Here is a 20,509-nt window from a genome sequence, read left to right as displayed (position 1 = left end):
TGCTAACACAACCCCGTTTGATTACATGGGGTAATTCAAAAGAGGGCTGTATTCGGACGATTGACCGGTTTTATTGCCGCAGTTTTAACAGGTCGCCACGCGTCCAGGGATGCTCAATGCCGGCAACCTGAACCGACAGGCGCTGCAAAAACTGCTGCGTGGTGGCAAGGCGACCCTGGCTTAGCAGCAACAGGGGCAGCAATAACGCCAGGCAAAGCTGTAGGGCCGAAAAGCCCTGAAGCCGGGTGCTGCGCTGGCTGACCAAAAAAGCGCTGCTCAGCGTGAAGCCGAGGATCAGTCCGGTCACAACTTCGCTGGTGGAATGGTAGCTCAGCAGCAGACGGGAAACGCCAACCAGTATCGGGATCAGGTAGCCTGCGCCCACGGCCACAACGCGCAGCGTGCCGGAAAAGCGACCGCTAAGCAGCCATAACATCACGGGCCACAGGGTTGCCGACATGGCAGTATGGCCGCTAACCCCCGTGAAATTGAGGTGTGCGCTGCCAAAACCAAAGCCCATAAACGCGACTTTGGTCAGGCTGACGATAGCGCCGGTCGCGCAGAATGCCAGGCACCAGTACCAGACGGTGCGCCGCTCGCTGCTTTTCCAGGTCATCAGGATAGCCATTACGATCGCGGTCGGAATAAGTAACATGCTGTCGCCGAAATAGGTCAAAAAATGCAAAGTAGGCCAGTACACCGTGTTTCCTTATTATTGTGAATTGTCCGGACGCCCCGGGTGCAGGCCGTGACGGATAACGCATATCCATCCCGCAAAGCACGGGTTTGCCAGACGCAAAAAAATCGAGCCGGGTTGCTGGAATTCAGTTTACCGGTGAACGACGGTGAGAGGTAACGGGAAACTCCTAAAAGCTTTCCGCCCGTTTTCTCTGGCATCCACCCTGCATCATCCCTATAATTACGCGCGAATTCTTCCTTCCATTGTCTCAGACAATCAGTAACCAGGTCTTTAATTTATGACTGATAAGTCGCACCAGTGCGTCATCGTAGGTATCGCCGGCGCATCTGCCTCGGGTAAAAGTCTTATTGCCAGTACTCTGTATCGCGAAGTGCGCGACCGGGTAGGCGATGAAAATATTGGTGTTATCCCCGAGGATGCTTACTACAAAGACCAAAGCCACCTGACCATGGATGAACGGGTTAAGACAAACTATGACCATCCCAGCGCGATGGATCACAACCTGCTGCTGCAACATTTACAGATGTTAAAAGCGGGCCAGGCGATCGATTTGCCGGTGTACAGCTATGTTGAGCATACCCGCACCGAGCAAACCATTACGCTGAAACCGAAGAAAGTGATTATTCTTGAAGGGATCTTGCTGCTGACGGATGCCCGCCTGCGTTCGGAAATGAACTTCTCGATCTTTGTTGATACACCGCTGGATATCTGCCTGATGCGCCGTATGAAGCGCGACGTGAATGAACGTGGCCGCTCTATGGATTCCGTGATGGCTCAGTATCAGAAAACGGTTCGTCCGATGTTCCTGCAGTTTATTGAACCTTCCAAACAGTACGCTGACATCATCGTCCCTCGTGGCGGTAAAAACCGCATCGCGATTGATATCCTCAAGGCGAAGATCAATCAGTTCTTCGAATAGCCAGCTACTGCCCGGCAACCCGTTGTACGGGGGCCGGGACCTCGCGCAGGACGCGCCCGGATCTCAGGCATCCTGAAGTTATCAGTACCTTTACAGAAATGGAGTAGTAATCCATGCGTTTATGCGACCGCGATATTGAAGCCTGGCTCGACAACGGCCAGCTCGACATTCAACCCCGTCCTCCGGTTGAACGCATCAATGGCGCAACCGTTGATGTCCGCCTTGGCAATCAGTTCCGTACTTTTCGTGGGCACACCGCGGCATTTATCGACCTTAGCGGCCCCAAACATGAAGTGAGCGCCGCGCTCGATCGCGTGATGAGCGATGAAATCGTGCTGCCAGAAGGCGAGGCTTTCTTTTTACATCCGGGTGAACTGGCGCTGGCCGTTACCTTTGAATCGGTAACGCTGCCGGATAACCTGGTAGGCTGGCTGGATGGCCGCTCGTCGCTGGCACGTCTGGGATTGATGGTTCACGTTACCGCGCACCGTATCGATCCTGGCTGGCAGGGACGTATTGTGCTTGAATTTTACAACTCAGGTAAGTTACCTCTGGCGCTGCGTCCGGGGATGCTGATTGGCGCGCTGAGCTTTGAACCGCTTTCCGGTCCGGCTGCCCGACCTTATAATCGTCGTCTGGATGCCAAATACAAAGGGCAGCAGGGGGCGGACGCCAGCAGAATCGATGAAGACGATAACCCGGCTTCTTAACCGGCCCCGCAGGATGTGAGGTAAGCCTGGCTGAACCACGCCGCCGGGCGTTCTTATTGAAAGAAATAAAGGTTTAAGGGGAAGGCATGAAAAGATTTATTACCACGCTGGCCATTTTGCTGGTGGTCGTTGTGGCTGGAATGACCGCGCTGGTATTGCTGGTCAATCCGAATGATTTTCGTGCCTACATGGTTCAGCAGGTTGAACAGCGCAGCGGCTACCGGCTGGCGCTGGACGGAAATTTGCGCTGGCACGTCTGGCCCCAGCTCAGCATCCTTTCTGGTCAGATGAGTCTGACCGCGCCGGGTGCGCAGCAGCCTGTGGTCAGCGCCAGTAATATGCGACTGGACGTCAAGCTGCTTCCCTTGCTCTCACACCAGCTGGCGGTAAAACAGGTGTTACTGGACGGTGCCGTGGTACGTCTGACGCCGGGCAGCACCGCCCGGCAGCCTGATAATGCGCCGCCAGACCCGACGAATGCCGCGCCTTCGCTGCCTGCCCAGCGCTGGACCTTTGATATTGATAATCTGCGCGTTTCCAACAGCCTGTTGATTTGGCAACAAAGCGTTGGCAAAGAGCTGAACGTGCGCGATCTCAACCTTCAGCTGACGCAGAACAGGCAGCGGCAGGCGCATCTTGAACTGAGCAGCCGTATTAGCCGCGATCAGCGCGAGCTGCTGATGAATCTCAATGCCGATGTCAATCTCAGTCGCTACCCACAGCATTTATCTGCGCAGATCCAGCAGCTTGATTACCAGCTGAGCGGTGCCGATTTGCCGAAAGAAGGGCTGAAAGGCCAGGCAAAAATGCAGGCGGGCTGGAGCAGTAACCAGGCGGCTTTCAGCCTGAAAAATCTCTCGCTCAGCGCTAACGACAGCGAAATGACCGGCAGCGCCAGCGGCACGTTGGGGCTGCGTCCTGAGGTTAATCTCGATCTCCATTCCACCATGCTAAATATGGATTCACTGCTGGGGCTAAAAATCAGCGGTTCAGATGACCTATCGTTGCAGGCGCAGCGCTCCGGGCCTGCGCCGGTGATCGCCGTGGCACAACCGGAGGAACAACCTTCCGTGTTGAGCGGCATTGACGGCCAGCTGTCGCTGTCAGTGGATAAACTACGCTGGCGGGGAATGGATTTTGATCGGCTGATGATGAAGCTGTCAGGCCGGGATGGCCAGTTCGCGCTTTCAACGCTCAGGGGGGACATCGGTAACGGCAACTTCTCACTGCCTGGCGCGCTCGATTTCCGTCATCCGCAAACCCGGCTTACACTCCAGCCGGTGCTGCAAAATATTGCCATTGCACCCCTGATGAAGGCCTTTGAGCTGCCTGCGACGCTGAGTGGCGATCTGTCACTGACCGGTAACTTCAGTGGGGCAGGGCTGAATGTACCTGCTTTTAAGCAGGTATGGCAGGGTGATGCGGCGCTGAATCTGAGCAATGCCAATATTGCCGGACTTAATCTGCAACGGATGATCCAGCGGGCCGTCGAGAACAGCAGTGCCCGCGTGCATGGCCCGGCCAAACAGGCCGCAGGCAGCGATATGCAGCAGATTACGGGTAAATTCACGCTCAACAATGGGCTGGTAAACTTTGCGGAACTGAACGGTCAGTCTTCAATGCTCAATTATCACGGGCAGGGCAGTGTGAATATGGTGAGCCAGCAGGCCGATATTCTGTTCGGCGTAACGGTGACGCAAGGCTGGCAGGGTGATGATGAACTGGTCCAGCGCCTGAAGCAGACACCGGTGCCGTTACGCATTTACGGGCCGTGGAGCGGATTGAACTACGGCTTGCAGGTTGACAGCGTTCTGCGTCAGCAACTGCAGGATGAGGCCAGGAAACGGCTGAAGCAGTGGTCCGATCGTAACACTGACAGCAGCCGTAACGGCTCCGTTCAAAAACTGATGAAAGATCTCTAGACTAGGCTTCGTCGTCCTTATTCCGGGCCAGCGGGATTATCTGAACCTTCTGCACGCGATGGCTTTCCACCTGAAGCGTGCGGTACAGGTAATCCCCAATCTCAATCTCTTCGCCTTCTTTCGGTACCTGCTGCATATGCTCCATCAGCAACCCGGCCAGCGTGTGGTAATCCCGCTTTTCGTCCAGCGGCAGATGCAGATACATCACCAGATCCTCCAGCGGCATGTGGCCATTCGCGGTCCAACTGCCATCCGCGTTTTGCTGAATATCGTAACGGGGATCGAGCGTTTCGCCTTCGTTCGGCAGGTTGCCGGCAATCGTCTCCATCACGTCGCTCAGCGTCACCACGCCTTCTACTGAACCAAACTCATCCACCACAAATGCAAAATGGGTACGCGCGTTACGGAACTGCTCAAGCGCTGGCAGCAGCGTCAGCTGCTCCGGGAACACCAGCGGCTGACGAATGAGCGCACGGATATCCAGACTGTCGCCATGCAAGGCTTGCTGCAACAGATCGATAACGTGTACGACGCCAAGCGGATCGTCGCTGTTATCCGTGACAACCAAACGTGTATGTTGATTCTGGTCCAGCATCGCCATAATTTTTTCCGGCGATTCGCTGAGATCGATGTGTTGAATATCCTGACGGGAAGTCATGATGCTACTGACAGTGCGCTGGCCCATCCCCAGCACGCGCGCAATCATCATGCGTTCCTGTTTGTTGAAGATGGCCTGGCTTCCGTGGCTGTCGGCAATCATGGAGGAGGTTTCTGCGTCCAGCTCGGCGTGCTCATGGCTTCCGCGTAACAAGCGCAGCACGGCTTCAGCGGTACGCTTGCGCAAAGGTGATTTGGCAGAGAGAAAACGGCGCCGGTTAAACTGAGCCAGCTGATTCAGCCCTTCAATGATGACCGAGAAGCCGATGGCGGCATACAAATAGCCTTTCGGGATATGGTAGCCGAAGCCGTCAGCCACCAGGCTGAAGCCAATCATCAGCAGGAAGCTCAGGCAGAGAATAACGATGGTCGGATGTTCATTGACGAAGCGCGTTAACGGTTTACTGGCCAGCAGCATCAGGAAAATGGCAACGATGACCGCCGCCATCATCACCGCAAGGTGATCAACCATGCCGACGGCGGTAATCACAGAATCGAGCGAGAAGACCGCATCCAGCACTACAATCTGTGCGACAACTGGCCAGAACCGGGCACCGCGCTTCTGGGGGTTCTCATCTTCATCTTTACCTTCCAGCCTTTCATTTAGCTCCATGGTGGCTTTAAACAGCAGGAACACGCCGCCCAGCAGCATAATCAGATCGCGCGCGCTGAAAGGATGACCAGCAAGCGAGAAGAAGGGGTCGGTAAGGGAAGAGAGCCAGGAAATCGATGCCAGCAGCAGCAGCCGCATGATCAGCGCCAGCAGCAGTCCGGTAACACGCGCCCGGTCGCGTTGTGACGGCGGCAGTTTTTCCGCCAGAATGGCAATAAAGACAAGATTATCAATGCCCAATACCAGCTCTAAGACAATCAGCGTGACAAGACCAGCCCAGATTGACGGATCGACGATCCATTCGAACATTACATAATCACCTTTAAAAATTCATGAATTGCCATGATGATAGCGGTTGCCTCGCAATTCAACCAATAATCCCTGTGAGTTGCCGATGGTTCAGATAATGGCTAACAATTCATCTAATCCGTAAATGAATTTATTAAACACAAATGTCACTTTTGACGTTGACTGTTTTCAAGATTATTCGCATAGGTTGTCTGATGAAACTGAGGGATACTTAAAGACTGAAGGCAAGAAGGGCGAGATTATTCTCATTTTAGAATGGAATAATTCTGAATTTTATCCGGAGGAAAAAGTGGCCACGTCAGGTATAGAGTACGGTAACAGCTAGTCTTAATCCTAAAAGAGAGTGTGGGCGGTGAGCTCCCCTTGTAAACAGGCCAGTAATAACTAGTATAGCAACGTGTTAGTAAATGTCTGCGTTAAAGTAGCAATTAGCACGGTCGCGTCTTTTAGTGTTGGTGATTATCGACACGACGGGATGACAAACGCGTTAGCCTGCCGCTCTGAGAGGACAGGATAAAACCAACAAGGTAGTCAGTTACAGCACATTGGCAGCTACAAGCCAGGGGCGGTAGCGTGTCTGAAATGGTGAAAAAACCACCACGAAAGACGGCAAATTAACCACCGTTGTTGTTGATTTTACATGTCAATTCTCGTGCTGCACTGCCAGTTACAATGACCTTTTTTACACAACTCCCGAATACGTTTCCTGTGTGATAAATGACGTGATTAAAAAACACGCGATTATTTTCAATGATGGAAATTATTAAATCACAGGCTTCCGAAGAAAAAATTAAGAGTTAACTATGCGCGATATAGAATTTACCTTTAAAGGGCTGTTAATAAAACTGTCACTGGCACTTTCAGATCTCATTTTTTTTAATGCCTCTTTATTTATTGCAGTTCTGATGATGAAAGCGTTACCGGGTAATATACTGGATGACATTTCCTCACAAGATTTGCAGTTAAATATTACCACACACATCATTCTTTCACTGATTTGTATTGCCTGGTTCTGGGTTCGCCTGCGCCATTATACTTATCGCAAACCTTTCTGGTTTGAATTAAAAGAAATCTTCCGCAGCGTCTTTATCTTCTCGGTAATTGACCTGTCGATTACTGCCTTATCTAAATGGGAAATGTCCCGCTGGACCTGGGTAACAACCTGGATTCTGGCGCTGGTACTGCTGCCGCTTGGCCGTGCTCTGGTGAAAAGAGTTCTTAACCATTACGGCCTGTGGAAAAAGCAATCCATTATTATTGGTAGCGGTAAAAACGCTGAAGAAGCCTATATGGCACTGCAGAGCGAAGAGGTGATGGGCTTTGACGTTGTGGCTTTCTACGATGTTGATGGCACTACACCCGCTCCGGCGCTATTCGGTATTCCTGTTCTGCGCGAAGAGTCTGCTCTCTGGCAGCTGGTCAACAGCGAAACGCAATTTATTGTCGCCGTTGAGTTTGAACAAAGTCAGTACCGTGATGTGTGGCTGAAAAATCTGGCGAAGCACAATTGCCGTTCCGTTTCCGTTATCCCTTCTTTACGCGGCGTTCCGCTTTACGGCACGGACATGGCTTATATTTTCAGCCACGAGGTGATGATTTTACGCGTCAGTAATAATCTGGCGAAGCGCACTTCCCGCATTCTGAAACGCGCATTCGATATTGTTGGCGCGCTCGGCATTATCACGATGCTGATGCCAGCCCTGGCCGTCCTGATCTTCCTGGTGGCTCGCGATGGCGGCAACCCAATCTATGGTCACGAACGCGTGGGTCTGAACGGGCGCAAATTTAAGTGCCTGAAGTTCCGCTCGATGGTGATTAATTCAAAAGAAGTGCTGGAAGAAGTGCTGCGAACCGATCCTGTTGCTCGCGCTGAATGGGATAAAGACTTCAAATTGAAAAACGATCCGCGTATAACACGTATCGGTCATTTCATCCGTAAGACCAGTCTCGACGAACTGCCGCAGCTGTGGAACGTAGTGCGTGGCGAAATGAGCCTGGTTGGGCCGCGTCCGGTCATCGAAGATGAACTGGAACGTTATGCCGGCGATGTGGATTACTACTTTATGGCGAAACCTGGCATGACCGGCCTGTGGCAGGTGAGTGGACGTAATGATGTTGATTATGAAACTCGCGTTTACTTTGACTCCTGGTATGTGAAGAACTGGTCACTGTGGAACGACATCGCCATTCTGTTTAAAACAGTGGGTGTGGTACTGAAGCGTGATGGCGCTTATTGATACTCGCTGGTGAAGAAAACGGTGCGTTTTTGGCGAAGAACGCACCGTAGCGTGACTGATAACTGTCATTGACTTGCACGCTAAACAAACACTCGTAGCGAATGTGAAGCGTCGGTTTCGCAACCGGCAAGGCATAAAAGACGGAGTTCATGATAATGACCGACAGTTTCAGCGTTTGAATAACTGATCTCACTTTTGCAAGACGCTACACAGCGGCGGATCCGCCACTATCAATCAAATTACTGATAGCGATGAAATAGATGATTACAATCAAAACCAAGTTATTACCCTTGTTGATATCGGCAACTCTCCTTGCAGGATGTACGGTGGTGCCGGGTTCAAAGCTTTCTACCAGTGGAAAAGATGTTATTAAGCAGCAGGACAACGATTTTGATATTGATAAATACGTCAATGTCTTCCCGCTGACCCCAAGCCTGGTTGAGCGGATGCGTCCGGCACCGGTTGTCGCGCAGCCTAACCCTCAGTTGCAAAACGAACTGCAAACGTATGAGTACCGCATTGGGGTTGGCGATGTGCTGACCGTCACCGTCTGGGATCACCCTGAGCTGACCACGCCTGCGGGTCAATACCGTAGCGCCAGCGATACCGGTAACTGGGTTCATTCAGATGGCACCATTTTCTATCCCTACATCGGGCGTGTACGCGTAGCCGGCCGTACGGTGCAGGAAATTCGCAACGAGATTGCTAATCGCCTGTCTCAGTACATCGAAAGCCCACAGGTTGACGTGAGCGTTGCCTCGTTCAAATCACAAAAAGCCTACGTGACGGGTGAAGTGACCACGTCCGGTCAGCAGCCAATCACCAACGTGCCGTTGACCATTCTGGATGCGGTTAACGCTGCGGGCGGTCTGACTGCCAATGCCGACTGGCGTAACGTGGTGCTGACGCATAACGGCAGCGAGCAGCCTATTTCTCTGCAGGCGCTGATGCAGAACGGCGATCTGTCGCAGAACCATCTGCTCTATCCGGGCGATATTCTGTATGTTCCACGCAACGACGATCTGAAAGTCTTTGTCATGGGCGAAGTAAAAGTGCAGTCAACGCTGAAAATGGATCGCAGCGGTATGACGCTGGCTGAAGCGCTGGGCAACGCGCAGGGCATGGATCAAACCATGGCCGATGCGACCGGCGTCTTTGTCATTCGTCCAATCAAAGGCAAGAACCGCAGTAAGATTGCCAATATCTATCAGCTGAACACCAAAGACGCTTCGGCAATGGTGATGGGATCGGAATTCCAGCTACAGCCTTATGACATTGTTTACGTAACTTCTACGCCGTTGACGCGTTGGAACCGTGTGATTTCACAGCTGGTGCCGACGATCAGTGGTCTCTACGATGCATCGCGTAACGTACAGACATTCCATAACTGGTAATAACCGGGAGCATTATGATTAATTCAATCTTAGTGGTCTGCGTCGGCAACATCTGCCGTTCTCCTACCGGAGAGCGGCTGCTGAAAATGGCGCTACCTGAGAAGAGAATTGAGTCTGCCGGGATAAGCGCGATGGTCGGTCATGAGGCCGACGCAACCGCCAGCAGCGTTGCCAGTGAACATGGGGTTGCACTGGATGGGCATGTCGCCCAGCAGTTAACGTCGGGCATGTGCCGGGATTATGATTTGATCCTGGTGATGGAAAAAAAACATGTCGATCTGGTTAATCGCATTAACCCCTCTGTACGTGGCAAGACCATGTTATTTGGCCACTGGCTCAACCAACAGGAAATAGCGGATCCTTATAAGAAAAGCCGCGATGCCTTTGAAGCCGTGTACGGATTACTCGAAAACGCTGCCCAGAAATGGGTCAACGCATTAAGCCGATAGTTGGGATTATCCATGAATATAAAAAGTAAGGCCTCGTCAGCGCCTAAAGAGGAAGCGGCTGGGTTTGACATCGCTCACCTGGTTGGACAGTTAATTGATCATCGCTGGATTATCGTGGCCGTCACGGCCTTTTTCTTATTGCTGGGGACGCTGTATACCCTGTTTGCCACACCTATTTATAGCGCGGACGCGTTGGTTCAGGTAGAGCAAAAGAGTCCAAACACCGTTCTGAACGATCTGACTGAAACGCCGGTGGAACCTGCTTCAGCGACCGAAATTCAGATTATCCAGTCGCGTATGGTTATCGGCAAGACCGTTGACGATCTGGGCCTGAACATTCAGGTACAGCAGGATTATCTGCCGGTGATTGGACGTGGTCTGGCTCGCCTGACGGGCAAAGTACCTGGACAGATTGCTGTTTCACGTCTGGATATGCCACGTACCTGGACTGACGGCATTATAAAAATCGAAGTCGACGACGCCAACAGCTACACCGTTTCACGAGATGGCGACGAGCTGTTTAAAGGGAAAACCGGCCAGCTGGAAACCCATAAAAACGTCTCCGTACTGGTTAGCGATATCCAGGCCGAGCCGGGTACCAGCTTCACCGTGACCAAGCTTTCTGACCTGGCAGCAATCGGTCAGATCGTCAACAACCTTGCCGTTGCGGACAAAGGTAAAGACACGGGCGTTATGGGTCTGACCTATACCGGTGAAGATCCGGTGCTGATCAGCAAGGTGCTGAATCAGATTATGAACAACTATCTGCTGCAAAACGTTGAGCGTAAATCTGCCGAAGCTGAAAAGAGCCTGGAGTTCCTGAAGCAGCAACTGCCGCAGGTACGTGGCAAGCTGGATGAAGCTGAAGACAAGCTCAACACCTATCGTCGTAACAACGAATCTGTTGATATGTCGCTGGAAGCGAAGTCTGCCCTGGATTCCTCCGTTAGCGTACAGAGCCAGCTGAATGAACTGACCTTCCGTGAAGCGGAAGTGTCCCAGCTGTTCACCAAAGATCACCCAACTTATCGTGCGCTGCTGGAAAAACGTAAGACCCTGGAAGACGAGCAGAAAAAACTGAACCAGAAGATTGGTCAGATGCCGCAGACTCAACAGGAAATTCTGCGTCTGACGCGTGACGTGCAGTCCGGTCAGGAAATCTATATGCAGCTGCTCAACCGTCAGCAAGAGCTGAGCATCAGCAAAGCGAGTACGGTAGGGGATGTGCGCATCGTTGACCGCGCTGAAACCGCTTACAAGCCTGTTGCGCCGAAGAAAGCGATGATCCTGCTGGCGAGCCTGGTGCTTGGCCTGGTGATCTCCGTTGGCGTTATCCTGCTGAAAGCGCTGTTCCATCGCGGCATTACCAGCCCGGATCAGCTGGAAGAAGCCGGTATCAACGTTTACGCCAGCGTTCCACTTTCCGAGTGGCAGCGTAAAAAAGATGCCGAAGCGCTCAGCAAGCGCGGCGTGAAGGTGAAAACCGAACCGCAGAACAGCCTGCTGGCGTTGGGTAACCCAACTGACCTCTCCATCGAAGCCATTCGTAGCCTGCGTACCAGTCTGCACTTTGCCATGATGGAAGCCAAAAACAACATTCTGATGATTACTGGCGCAAGCCCGGGCATTGGTAAAACCTTTATCAGCGCCAACCTTGCAACACTGGTGGCGAATGCGGGTCAGAAAGTTCTGTTTATTGATGGCGATATGCGTCGCGGCTATACCCACGATTTGTTGGGCGCGAGCAACAAGGTTGGCCTGTCTAACGTGCTGTCAGGTAAAACGGCGTTCACGCCAGACCTGATTCAGCGTGGTAGCTACGGCTTTGACTTTATCCCACGTGGCCAGGTGCCGCCGAACCCGTCCGAGCTGTTGATGCACAACCGCATGAACGCACTGCTGGAATGGGCAAGCGAAAACTACGACCTGGTGCTGGTTGATACGCCGCCTGTACTGGCCGTCACCGACGCAACCATCATCGGTAAGCTGGCTGGAACCTCGCTGATGGTAGCGCGTTTCGAGACCAACACCCTGAAAGAAGTGGATATCAGCTACAAGCGTTTCGCGCAGAATGGTATTGATATTAAGGGCGTAATTCTGAACGCCGTGGTACGCAAAGCGGCAAATGCTTATGGCTACGGGTACGATTATTACGATTACAGCTACAAGGGTAATGCCAAAAGCTAAGTAACACAGAGGAGTCTTTCGGTGGTGAACTGGAAGATTCCTCTGCATTTTGGAGCCGTTGTCTGAACAGGCTGTTTCTGTATAACGTTTAATAAGGTGCCTTGTCATGAAGGATATTTTCTTCTCGATCGTTATTCCTGCATATAATGCGTCCGAATCGATTATCACTACGCTGGACTGTGTCAAAGCGCAAAGTTATCAGAACTTTGAAGTGAATATCGTTGATGATAAATCCGCTGATGCTGCCCAGCTTGCTGAAGTGGTAAACAGCGAGCGCTACCGCGACCTGAAAATTAACCTGGTGTTGTCAGAGGTCAAGCTAAACGGCGCAGGTGCAAGAAACCGAGGCATCGATCTGGCTACGGGTGATTACGTTTGTTTCCTGGATGCTGACGATGAATGGCATCAGGACAAGCTGCTGGAAACCGTGAAAAAGATTGAACAACTGACGGCTCAAGGCAAAGACCGCTTTGTTCTGTTTAGTCAGGTCAACATCATGCAGGACGGCGCCTTCCTGAAAGTCATGCCGCTTAACCTGCCTGAAAAAAATGAAAGCATCGCCGAATATCTTTTTGGCTGCTATGGCTTCATTCAGACCAGTACCATCGTGCTGAAGCGTGAACACGCGGCGGAAATCAAATTTGATGAAAGATTTATTCGTCATCAGGATTATGATTTTTGCATTCGTGCGGATAAAAGCGGCTTTGAGTTCATCATGATTGCGCAGCCTCTGGCGAACTATCATATGGTGACCAGCTTTAACTCCAAGCATAAAGGTGAATCGGTTAAATATTCCAACTTCTGGCTGGAAACCATGAGCCCGTATTTAAGCAAGCGCGATGTTTATACGTATAAAGCGTACAAAATGCCTATCCGCTATAAAGCGGACGGAAAAGTGCTGCATGCCAGCCTGAGCTTCGCACAATATTTCTTCCTGACCAATAAAGGAAATCGTGATTATTTCCTCGGCCGTTTAAAACAGAAATTTTCTGAACGCATTGCAAAAAAATAGCCTGAAAGAATAAATCGGCGGAAAGACGAATGGCAATATATTGGATAATCAGCTATAGCCTGTTGGCTTGCTGTATTTTTGAGTTGGCAGCAATAAACCAGCTTCAGGACACCAGAGTAAAACGCTTTACCACTTATCTCCTGTTCGTGGGCGCCATGGTTCTGATCTGCTTTGGCGGCTCACGAGGCCTGGGCAGTGGTATGGATGACAGTCAGTATCTTGATTTTTTCCATGATTTCTCGGCGCAGCTGCAGGTCAATACCTATTCAGCGATCACCGATACCTACCGTTATGAGAAATTATTTATGCTGCTGGCATGGGTATTTTCTCTGGTAACCAAGGAAAGCTACTACTTCCTGTTCTTTATTTGTGCAATTGCGGTATCGACCAACGTTTACTGCTATAAGAAGTATTCACCGCTGCTTTTATGCTCGCTGTGCCTGTATTCCACGCATCTGTTTATCAATAAAGATATGAACCAGATCCGATTTGGGTTATCGAGCGCCTTTGCCATTGCCTTTATCTGTTCTATGGCGACACGCAAACATATTCTGGCCGCAGTTTTCCTGGTATTGAGTACGCAATCGCACTCTACCGGCTATACGGTCATTCTGGTTATGCCGTTTATCTTTATGCGTGAGCGCAAGTATCTGCCGTTAGTGATCGTCTTTGCTTCAATTCCGCTGGGGATTATCGGCGGGAAAAAACTCTTCCTCGACTCACTGGGCATCGTGCCTGGGCTGGGAGAGCGAGCAGAAGGCTATAGCGGCACCGATTTCGATACGGCTTCGCCCGTTTTCGGCCTGGCTAACCTGAAGAACATCTTCTTTATCGGTGCTTTTACGCTTTACTACTTCCGCAATGGCATCAAGAAAGAGGACCGGCTGGTCTATATTCTGCTGATTGCTTACAGCGTCGGCGCGGCGGTTCGTATTACCTTCTCCGACTTTAGTATTTTCGGTGGCAGGGTAGGTAACCTGTTCCTGCATGCGGAACCGATACTCTTCTCATTCCTGTTATTGCGAATACGTCATTTGCTGATCAATATTGTTTTGTTAGGCGGTATTGCAACCTATTACCTTGCCTACAACACCATCCTTTCTGCCCAGTCCATTACGGGCTACAGCGTTTCGCCATTGTTCAAACTGTTTGGCTGATATTGACGCCATCCTGACCTGAATTAAAACACCGGGATTGCTGAAAACGGCAATCCCGGTTTGTTTTTAAGATTAATTGCATGCTTCCCCGACTGTGCCAACTGGCATAATGGGCTGTTCTTAGTGCGCGGTAGCTCCATAGTTTGAGCTGAACTTATTAACAGGATAATTTCCATGTACAGATTGCTAATTCTTATTGACGGGATATCAAACAGCGGCGGAACAGACCGGGTTGCCAGCACGTTATCAAGCCTGCTCTGCAATAATAATTATGACGTCACGCTGTTTTCTTTGAATAAAGGCGATCCTTACTACCCTACCGACAGCAAAGTAAAAATCGTTCATCCGCAGGCAACGAATCGCCTGATGAAACTCTATGAATTTATCCGCTTTGCCAAAAAAGAACGCTTTGACGGCATTATGATCATCTCAATGGGCAAACTTTCCGTTCAGTCGCTGTTAGCGATGAAGCTGTTCGGCGTGCGCTCAAAAATTATTTGCTGCGATCATGTTTCTATCGAAACCTTTAAAACGCCAATCCGCAAACTGAAAGTCTTCTGCTACGGTCTTGCCGATAAAATTGCGGTGTTAACCGATCATGACAAACACTATCTTGAAAGCAATTTCAACGTGAAGAATGTCCATGTGGTGAGAAACATTTCGCCGTTCTCTGATGAAAGTACGACCACCAGTCTGGATGAGCTGTTAGCGGTTAAACAGAACAAGGTGCTGGCTGTTGGTCGTTTAACCTACCAGAAAAACTTTGACCGTATGCTTGAGGTGTGGAAACGCGTTAACAAGCAGGGCTGGAAATTGCAGATCGTTGGCGACGGTGAAGACAAGCCTGCACTGCTGGAAAAGATCAAAAGCTATCAGCTTGAAGATTCGACCGAAATCGTCAGCCCGAACAAAAAAATCAACGAGTTTTACCGCTCTGCCGGATTGATCATCATGACTTCACGTTATGAAGGTCTGCCAATGGTGCTGATTGAAGCAAAGAACTTTGCGTTACCGGCGGTCGCGTTTGACTGCAAAACCGGCCCGGCTGAGATCATTAAAGACGACGGTTACGTCGTTGATTATGAAAACGATGAGGCTTTCGTCGCCCAGCTGAACGAATTGATCGCTGATGAAGAGAAGAGAAAGACCTTCGCCCAGGCGGCCTGGCGTAACTCCGCTAACTACGGCCCGGCCCTGATCTTAACCAAATGGAATGAACTTCTGAATTAAGGGGAAGGTGTACTATGTTTTCAGTTCTCATGTCTCTCTATCACAGAGAAAAGCCGGAAAATGTCGAGCAGTGCATGGCCAGTTTGCATCAGCAGACGCTTCAGGCTGATGAAATCGTCGTTGTCTACGATGGTCCGCTGAGCGACGCGCTTAAGGCTGCGGTCAATAAATGGAGCACGTTGCTGCCGTTAACCATTGTGCCGCTGGAAAAAAACGTCGGTTTAGGCAAGGCGCTTAACGCGGGCCTGGATCACTGTACGCACAATCTGGTTGCCCGTATGGATACGGACGATATCTGCCTGCCCGAGCGCTTTGAAAAACAAATCCCCTATATGGAAGCGCACCCTGAAGTGGCCTTGTCCGGCGCGGCAGTGATTGAGTTTGATGAGCACGGCCAGGAGCGTTTGAAGCGTCTGCCGCTGGACGATGAGTCTATCCGTCATTTTGCACGCATGAAAAACCCGTTCAACCATATGTGCGTCGTGTTCCGTAAAGATAAAGTCATTGCGGCAGGCAGCTACCAGCACCATCTGTTTATGGAAGATTACAACCTCTGGTTGCGCATGATGGCCCAGGGTTACAAGGTGTCGAATCTGCACGACGTTCTGATGCGGGTCAGAGCGGGCAGTGAAATGGTCAGCAAGCGCCGTGGCATGACCTATATAAAGAGCGAAATTCAGCTCTATACGCTGAAAAACAAGCTTAAGCAGACCAATTTTATTAACGGTAAGATCTATTTTCTGATCCGTACCTCAACACGTGTGATGCCCGCTAAAGTGATGCAGTTTCTCTACGAGAAAGACCGTAAAGGATAAGGGTAGCGTAGCTAATCCCTATGTACCGGCATTGTGAAGTACCTCTGGAGACTCGCCACAACACCTCACTAATCACGGAATTTTTTATGAAGCGCAGAGAACTTATCCGAACAGCCTTCTCCTCAATTGTGGCCACAGCAGCGTTAAGTTCGCTGCCTGGCGTGGCCCGGAGTGAAGAAGCGGAGCTGAAGCTAAAAAAAGTACCGGCTGATGCTATCCCAAAGAATGACGTGCCGATTTTTTCCCCGGACGATGTCTTTACCATGCCAGAACCGTTCTGGCGCGATTTCCGCGGCAAACTCTATATCGGCAAAGCCGGGACGGATCCAACCCAGTCGCAAAATTTAGTGGATGTTTTTGTTAAGGATGCCAGCGGGGAAGTTTCCCTGCTCCAGCAGCCGATTGCCCTGACCCGCGAAACGATGAAGCGCTTCGTGGCGGCCAAAGGCGCGCTGTGGTCAAACAGCGAATATTCGATGGCGTTGCATGACGACAACGACCAGCAGCTTTTTTACGTCGCGGACGTAAAAAACAACGGTGTTTCAGAGTTCAGCCGGCGGCTGGCTCAGCCATCAGGCTATCAGCTGATTGGCGAGATAGGCTCTTACGACGCGCTGCGCAAAACCAGGCCACTGTTTAATGGCGCGAAAGTGCGTCTGAAAGGCTGGCACGAAGGTGCCGAAGTGGGCGGCGGCGCGTTTGTAGGCGAACTGACGGCAGCAAAAGATGACGGTGGCTACATCGCCTCTTCCGGCGGTGACTTCCACTGGCGGCGCGTGGTCAACGATCTCAACGCGATGACCGTCTTCGATTTTGGCGCGGTAGCCGATGGCCGGACCGATACGCTGCCCGCCGTTCAGGCGATGTATCAATGGGCGCAGGATAATAACAAAAGGCTGTCTATCCAGTTCCCGGCCGGACGCTTCTTTATCTCCTCTTTTGATATTTCCGCCCACTATGTCAGTTTCTTCCGCCTGGCTGGCGCGCCGGTCAATTTTGGCTATTTCCCCTCGACAACCCTGATCTCTGGCGGTAATTCAGACTTCGTGCTGAAAATTAATGCCCGCTGGGTCGAGCTGAGCAACATCAGCTTTGAAGGGCGTATCAAGGAGCTGCCCAACACGCAGGGCTTCTTCCATAATACCTGTCCAGCCGGGCAATACTTCCGCGGCTCCTGCCTGCGCTTTAGCTATGTCGGCGGGCCTTCACTCAGCCTGATTGATACGCTGGATTGTAAGATTGACCAGTGGTATGCCAATAACTGTACTGGCGACGTGATTAAAGGCACCTGGTCCTACACCAAAAAGGGCAACTGGGATCACAACACCGCTATTGAACTGTCCAACTTCAACGTTCAGCACTGTTCAGGCGGTAAGGCACTTAATCTGCCGCGCTCCACGCAGTCGATTATTCATAATGGCTGGATTGAGCACACCGAATTCCCCGGCGATCTTTCTAACGGCCAGTGGATTGTGGACGCGCTGAGCATCGAAACCTGTAAAAACCCGTTAATCGCTCATCACTCACGCCTGAACATGCGCCAGATTAACCTGCAGGCAGGAAGCTGGATTGACAACTCGCTACAGGGCGATGAATGGCTCGGCCCTTATGAGCGTGGCTCAACGCGCGTCGAATCCTACGGCATCGCCGTTGACGGCAGCATGAAGTACAACTATCTGACCTCCCGCTTCCGTATTCAGAACAACAGCAATCAGGAAAAATGGTATGAGCTGGGCAACATTCATACCCCTGATGTCAGCGACAGCTGGGAAATTGAAATTCTCGGACAGTCGCAGTTCAGTAACGGCACGGTTTCCGACGCGCTGAAAAACATGATGGATGACCGCAATACCGGCGGGAAAGCTATCATCACGCTGCAACGCAAGGTGCATGGTTTTGAGGGAAGCTGGCACGTTGAAGGCAGTAGTCCGATTGTCGATGTGATTTATACCACCGAACATGATGCCGACACACGGGTATTTGTGAAGCTGGCTGGCTGGTTAGGCTCGGCAGGCGTGCTGATGAAAACCACTGCCCGGGACCATTTCGTTACCGGCCAGTGCGCGCGTTTTGATAGCGAAATGGCTTTTGGTAATCCGCCTGACAGCGCCAGGCCTCGTCATGCGGTCCGTCGCTTCTCTGTGCATAACGGATTAGCCGGAATCGGTGCCAACGAGCAGGGCGACCTGCTGGTGCAGTCACGCCTCATTGAGGCTGATAAAGTTGATACGGCAAAAGCGCAGGGCTACGTGTCGATGGTTATTAATGGTCACCAGGTCGCTGTTCCTTATTTCGCGTTAAAACAATAACGGCTTCTATTTGAGGACAAACTCCGGGTAAAGGCTTGCCCGGAGCCACTCTTTACGTATTCCTTACGCAAGGATTTTTCGGATTATTACGCTTATTAACAAAGGGTTAATAACTGGTAAGATGGAAAGACTGATTGCGGGGGACCAGAGCCTGGTTTGTCAGTGATAATTCACTACTCAGGCTTAATGGATGACGATCTTATCAAGGTTATCATAACCTTATCATTGCAATAAGGTTACCAGCGGGTTATTCGCTCCGTGGAGCAGGAAAAGTTCTCGGGAATGATATTACCGAAGACGTCGACAGGATTTTAGGGTAAATCGATGAAACTTACATTTTTCACCATGCGTTTTCCGGTAGCGTCCGAAACTTTCGTGCTGAACCAGGTCATCCATTTTATTGACAGCGGCTATGATGTGGAGATCATCTCGGTCTTTCCAGGCGATCATGTCAACCGCCATGCAGCGTTTGATCGTTACAAACTGTCCGAAAGGATCCACTACCTGCTGCCGGAAGAACAAAGCAGCGCGTCCGAAAAGCTGAAGCAGCGTTTAAAAATTGTGCTGCCGAAAATGCTGAATTCGGCCACCATCAAATCGATGAATATTCCTCGCTATGGCGATCAGTCGAAGCGACTGCTGCTGCCTGCGATTGTGGCGAATGCTAAAAAACCGATCGCCGCAGATGTGTTCCTGGTGCATTTTGGCTATGCAGGCGCGCTGGCTAACAAGCTGCGTGAACTGGGCATTTTGCGTGGTAAGCAGGCAACCGTTTTCCACGGTGCCGATATATCACGCCGTTTCATTCTTAACGAGCACAAAACCGATTATCCGAATCTTTTCCGGCAGACCGAGCTACTGCTGCCAATCAGCCATCTGTGGGAAAACAAGCTGATTGCAATGGGCTGTCCGCCAGAAAAAATTCACGTAACGCGAATGGGTATTGAACCTGAAAAATTCAATATGAAAATCCGCGAAGGATTGCACCAGCCATTACGTATTCTCACCGTTGCGCGCCTGACCGAGAAAAAAGGGCTGGGCGTGGCGGTTGAAGCCTGTAAATACCTGAAAGAGAAGGGCGCAGATTTCCAGTACACCATTATCGGCAACGGCGATATGGAAGATGAGATGCGCAATACCATCCGTAACGCCAACCTGGAAGACTGTGTCAAAATGGTCGGCTTTAAGCCTCAGGAAGAGATTAAGCGCTATCTTGATGAAGCGGATATCTTCCTGCTGCCGTCGCTGACGGCAGCCGATGGAGATATGGAAGGCATCCCGGTTGCGCTGATGGAGGCGATGGCGGTAGGTTTACCGGTTGTTTCCAGCGACCACAGCGGCATTCCGGAACTGATCGAGAACAACGTTTCAGGCTGGCTGGCACCGGAAGGCGATGCAAAAGCACTGAGCGAAATCCTGTTCCGACTGGCTGCTAACGGTGCCGATATTGGTCCGGTAGTGGCGGCGGCGCGACATAAAGTTGAAACCGAATTTAACCAGCATATCGCTTATCAAGAGCTGGCTGAAATTTTGGAAAAGCTTGCGCGTAGCTAGCTGGCTATTGGAAAAGAGCGTGGTCTTATATCGGATATCCGTCCGCGCTTTCTCTGGCCAGAAATATAATTTTTAGCAGCATGTTGCTGGCTGAAAAATTTAAAAGGGCAATCGCTGCAACGATTGCCCTTTTTTTTATTTGTGGCGATATCGTTTATTATCAGGGCGTTTTCGTACTGCAATAATTCCTCAACGCGATGCGAGTAAGCTAAGTGGGTTCAATCGCTTATCTTGTGGCGCAGTATTACGCATTCATATTCAGCTAACGCGCACAATAAAGAGCGTTCTGGGTCTCATTTTCCGTAAAAAACCGCTAAATTGCGGACCAGCTTCAG

At 51.0% G+C, this 20,509-nt stretch carries 15 protein-coding genes; 13 read left to right on the top strand and 2 right to left on the bottom strand.

What is annotated here, in order from left to right:
* Positions 1 to 70: 70 nt before the first annotated feature.
* A complete protein-coding gene (locus AAGQ96_RS14110) occupies positions 71 to 700 on the bottom strand; it encodes a phosphatase PAP2 family protein (protein ID WP_147198828.1) in 630 nt (209 codons plus the stop codon).
* 277 nt (positions 701 to 977) lie between these two features.
* Here AAGQ96_RS14110 and udk point away from each other — a divergent pair, with 277 nt between their 5' ends.
* From udk to asmA, 3 genes are all read left to right on the top strand, one after another.
* Complete coding sequence (gene udk, locus AAGQ96_RS14105; RefSeq protein WP_147198827.1) at positions 978 to 1,619, top strand: uridine kinase; 642 nt, start codon at positions 978 to 980, stop codon at positions 1,617 to 1,619.
* Between the two features lie 113 nt (positions 1,620 to 1,732).
* Positions 1,733 to 2,329: a dCTP deaminase gene (gene dcd / locus AAGQ96_RS14100; protein WP_147198826.1), complete on the top strand. Its 597-nt coding sequence runs from the start codon at positions 1,733 to 1,735 to the stop codon at positions 2,327 to 2,329.
* An 86-nt stretch (positions 2,330 to 2,415) separates the two neighbouring features.
* On the top strand, positions 2,416 to 4,251 hold the full coding sequence (gene asmA, locus AAGQ96_RS14095) for an outer membrane assembly protein AsmA (protein ID WP_342753871.1): 1,836 nt from the start codon (positions 2,416 to 2,418) through the stop codon (positions 4,249 to 4,251).
* Position 4,252: 1 nt separating this feature from the next.
* On the opposite strand, the gene AAGQ96_RS14090 is transcribed toward asmA, so the two are convergent.
* Entirely contained in the window at positions 4,253 to 5,830 is a 1,578-nt protein-coding gene (locus AAGQ96_RS14090) for a TerC family protein (RefSeq protein WP_147198824.1), read from the bottom strand.
* A gap of 803 nt (positions 5,831 to 6,633) precedes the next feature.
* Between AAGQ96_RS14090 and wbaP the strand changes: the two genes are divergently transcribed.
* The 10 genes from wbaP (at position 6,634) to AAGQ96_RS14040 (ending at position 20,174) form a co-directional block, all read left to right on the top strand.
* Positions 6,634 to 8,067, top strand: a complete 1,434-nt coding sequence (gene wbaP, locus AAGQ96_RS14085; RefSeq protein ID WP_342753870.1) for an undecaprenyl-phosphate galactose phosphotransferase WbaP — start codon at positions 6,634 to 6,636, stop codon at positions 8,065 to 8,067.
* Positions 8,068 to 8,327: 260 nt separating this feature from the next.
* Positions 8,328 to 9,461, top strand: a complete 1,134-nt coding sequence (locus AAGQ96_RS14080; protein WP_147198822.1) for a polysaccharide export protein — start codon at positions 8,328 to 8,330, stop codon at positions 9,459 to 9,461.
* Between the two features lie 14 nt (positions 9,462 to 9,475).
* Entirely contained in the window at positions 9,476 to 9,910 is a 435-nt protein-coding gene (locus AAGQ96_RS14075) for a protein tyrosine phosphatase (RefSeq protein WP_147198821.1), read from the top strand.
* A gap of 12 nt (positions 9,911 to 9,922) precedes the next feature.
* A complete protein-coding gene (gene wzc, locus AAGQ96_RS14070; RefSeq protein WP_342753869.1) occupies positions 9,923 to 12,097 on the top strand; it encodes a tyrosine-protein kinase Wzc in 2,175 nt (724 codons plus the stop codon).
* Positions 12,098 to 12,203: 106 nt separating this feature from the next.
* Positions 12,204 to 13,109 carry a glycosyltransferase family 2 protein gene (locus tag AAGQ96_RS14065; RefSeq protein ID WP_147198819.1) on the top strand — a complete coding sequence of 302 codons (906 nt, stop codon included), beginning with the start codon at positions 12,204 to 12,206 and terminating at the stop codon, positions 13,107 to 13,109.
* Positions 13,110 to 13,138: 29 nt separating this feature from the next.
* On the top strand, positions 13,139 to 14,266 hold the full coding sequence (locus tag AAGQ96_RS14060; RefSeq protein ID WP_147198818.1) for an EpsG family protein: 1,128 nt from the start codon (positions 13,139 to 13,141) through the stop codon (positions 14,264 to 14,266).
* Between the two features lie 174 nt (positions 14,267 to 14,440).
* Positions 14,441 to 15,496, top strand: a complete 1,056-nt coding sequence (locus AAGQ96_RS14055; RefSeq protein WP_147198817.1) for a glycosyltransferase family 4 protein — start codon at positions 14,441 to 14,443, stop codon at positions 15,494 to 15,496.
* Positions 15,497 to 15,510: 14 nt separating this feature from the next.
* A complete protein-coding gene (locus AAGQ96_RS14050) occupies positions 15,511 to 16,311 on the top strand; it encodes a glycosyltransferase (RefSeq protein WP_147198816.1) in 801 nt (266 codons plus the stop codon).
* Between the two features lie 86 nt (positions 16,312 to 16,397).
* Entirely contained in the window at positions 16,398 to 18,620 is a 2,223-nt protein-coding gene (locus AAGQ96_RS14045; RefSeq protein ID WP_147198815.1) for a phage tailspike protein, read from the top strand.
* 324 nt (positions 18,621 to 18,944) lie between these two features.
* The gene (locus AAGQ96_RS14040; protein WP_342753868.1) at positions 18,945 to 20,174 is read left to right on the top strand and encodes a glycosyltransferase; all 1,230 of its coding nucleotides are present in this window, start codon (positions 18,945 to 18,947) and stop codon (positions 20,172 to 20,174) included.
* Positions 20,175 to 20,509 lie beyond the last annotated feature (335 nt).

The organism is Pantoea sp. MBD-2R, assembly GCF_039134845.1.
GTDB lineage: Bacteria > Pseudomonadota > Gammaproteobacteria > Enterobacterales > Enterobacteriaceae > Erwinia.
This window is presented reverse-complemented; position numbering and strand designations above follow the sequence as displayed.

What these genes read in the sequence shown, in the direction of transcription:
- asmA (WP_342753871.1), top strand. Translation starts at nt 2,416, where the DNA reads ATGAAAAGATTTATTACCACGCTGGCCATTTTGCTGGTGGTCGTTGTG.
- AAGQ96_RS14045 (WP_147198815.1), top strand. Translation starts at nt 16,398, where the DNA reads ATGAAGCGCAGAGAACTTATCCGAACAGCCTTCTCCTCAATTGTGGCC.
- AAGQ96_RS14080 (WP_147198822.1), top strand. Translation starts at nt 8,328, where the DNA reads ATGATTACAATCAAAACCAAGTTATTACCCTTGTTGATATCGGCAACT.
- AAGQ96_RS14060 (WP_147198818.1), top strand. Translation starts at nt 13,139, where the DNA reads ATGGCAATATATTGGATAATCAGCTATAGCCTGTTGGCTTGCTGTATT.
- AAGQ96_RS14075 (WP_147198821.1), top strand. Translation starts at nt 9,476, where the DNA reads ATGATTAATTCAATCTTAGTGGTCTGCGTCGGCAACATCTGCCGTTCT.
- dcd (WP_147198826.1), top strand. Translation starts at nt 1,733, where the DNA reads ATGCGTTTATGCGACCGCGATATTGAAGCCTGGCTCGACAACGGCCAG.
- AAGQ96_RS14065 (WP_147198819.1), top strand. Translation starts at nt 12,204, where the DNA reads ATGAAGGATATTTTCTTCTCGATCGTTATTCCTGCATATAATGCGTCC.
- wzc (WP_342753869.1), top strand. Translation starts at nt 9,923, where the DNA reads ATGAATATAAAAAGTAAGGCCTCGTCAGCGCCTAAAGAGGAAGCGGCT.
- AAGQ96_RS14090 (WP_147198824.1), bottom strand. Translation starts at nt 5,830, where the DNA reads ATGTTCGAATGGATCGTCGATCCGTCAATCTGGGCTGGTCTTGTCACG.
- AAGQ96_RS14040 (WP_342753868.1), top strand. Translation starts at nt 18,945, where the DNA reads ATGAAACTTACATTTTTCACCATGCGTTTTCCGGTAGCGTCCGAAACT.
- AAGQ96_RS14055 (WP_147198817.1), top strand. Translation starts at nt 14,441, where the DNA reads ATGTACAGATTGCTAATTCTTATTGACGGGATATCAAACAGCGGCGGA.
- udk (WP_147198827.1), top strand. Translation starts at nt 978, where the DNA reads ATGACTGATAAGTCGCACCAGTGCGTCATCGTAGGTATCGCCGGCGCA.
- AAGQ96_RS14050 (WP_147198816.1), top strand. Translation starts at nt 15,511, where the DNA reads ATGTTTTCAGTTCTCATGTCTCTCTATCACAGAGAAAAGCCGGAAAAT.
- wbaP (WP_342753870.1), top strand. Translation starts at nt 6,634, where the DNA reads ATGCGCGATATAGAATTTACCTTTAAAGGGCTGTTAATAAAACTGTCA.